Source organism: Pseudomonas sp. HD6422 (genome assembly GCF_025377065.1).
Taxonomy (GTDB): domain Bacteria; phylum Pseudomonadota; class Gammaproteobacteria; order Pseudomonadales; family Pseudomonadaceae; genus Aquipseudomonas; species Aquipseudomonas putida_U.
Genome location: NZ_JAHWIW010000081.1, coordinates 1 through 1,510, shown reverse-complemented (window position 1 = coordinate 1,510; position 1,510 = coordinate 1). Strand labels below are relative to the sequence as shown.

Annotated in this window: 1 protein-coding gene; it reads right to left on the bottom strand. The window is 58.5% G+C overall.

What is annotated here, in order from left to right; all coding sequences use genetic code 11:
- Nucleotides 1-164: 164 nt before the first annotated feature.
- Nucleotides 165-1,510 (bottom strand): IS1182-like element ISCfr1 family transposase (locus KY379_RS27120; RefSeq protein ID WP_261242701.1); only part of this gene is annotated, 1,346 nt, incomplete at its 5' end.

Here is a 1,510-nt window from a genome sequence, read left to right as displayed (position 1 = left end):
GGCCGATTCTGTTGAAAAAGTAGGTTTAGCGGCGGCCTGCCGATCAGGTGTGCCTGCTGTCGAAGTGACTGCAAGCCACTTCAGGTTGCCTTTCGGCGTTTCGCTGAGCGTCCTTGCTCAGGCCTGAGGGTTAATTTGAAGGTTTCTGCTCTCAGCAGGCGTACCTATCCCGTGAGCGGTGGCCCTTGAGGCAAAAGCTTGGCCATGCGTCGCAGGTTCTGCACCGCCGCCGCCAAAGTGAATTCGTCAGTGGCACCTGTCAGGCCGCGCAGTCGTAAACGATCGAGTTTCATGATCCGTTTGAGGTGGGCGAACAGCATCTCCACCTTCTTTCGTTCGCAGCGAGAGACGAGGTATTCCGGTGTCTTGGCGATGCGCCTGGCCACATCGCGGGCAGCCTCATGGATACTGCGGACGATCTTCCGATTCGGCGTGTTGGGGCAGCATTTCGCTTTCAGCGGACAGGTAGTGCAGTCGGTTTGGCTGGAGCGATAAATGATGGTGTGGGCCTTGGTCACCCGCGATCTTTTCTGGGTGAAGGCGCGCCACTCACTGCGTAGTGGTTTGCCGGCTGGGCAGCGGTATTCATTGGCCTCCTGGTTCCAGTGGAAGTCGTTACTGGAGAGGCTGTCGTCCTTGCGCTCAGTCTTGTCCCACACCGGCACATGCGGCTCGATGTCCTTTTCTTCGACCATCCAGGCCAGCATCGGGGCGGTGCCATAAGCGGTATCGCCGATAAGGCGTTCCGGTGTGAGATCGAACTGAGCTTTGACACGCTCAACCATCGTCCTAGTCGAATCGACTTCGGCGGTACGGTGCGCCGGGGTAGCTTCCACGTCCATGATCACACCGTGCTCAGTGTCGATCAGGTAATTCGTGGAGTAGGCAAAAAAGGCCGGCCCACCTGGCGCTGCTGTCCAACGGGACTGAGGATCTGTGAGCGAAATTTTCTTGGGAAGAGCCTCAGCCAGCGCCTCTTCATCAAGGGCTTCGAGGTACTCGCGCACTGCGCGGCTGCTGAGCTTTGGATCGTTCCAATCGACCTCATCTCCCGCTACCCCACGTTGCCGGCTGGCATCCGCCTTGATGATGCTAGCGTCGACGGCAAAACCTTCGCCCTTGACTAGGCCGGCTGCCATGCAACGCCGCAGCACCTCATTGAACAACCAGCGGAACAGATCGCTGTCACGAAAACGCCCATGGCGATTCTTCGAGAAGGTCGAGTGATTGGGGACTTCGTCTTCCAGACCCAGCCGGCAGAACCAGCGATAGGCCAGGTTCAGGTGCACCTCTTCGCACAATCGCCGCTCGGAACGAATGCCATAGCAGTAGCCGACGACCAGCATGCGCACCATCAATTCCGGGTCAATCGAGGGGCGTCCGATGGGACTATAGAAGTCCGCCAGGTAGGCGCGCAGATCACTAAGATCCAGGCACTGGTCGATGCTGCGCAGGAGGTGTTGAGCCGGGACGTGATCTTCTAGGTTGAACGAGTAGAACAGGCGCTGCT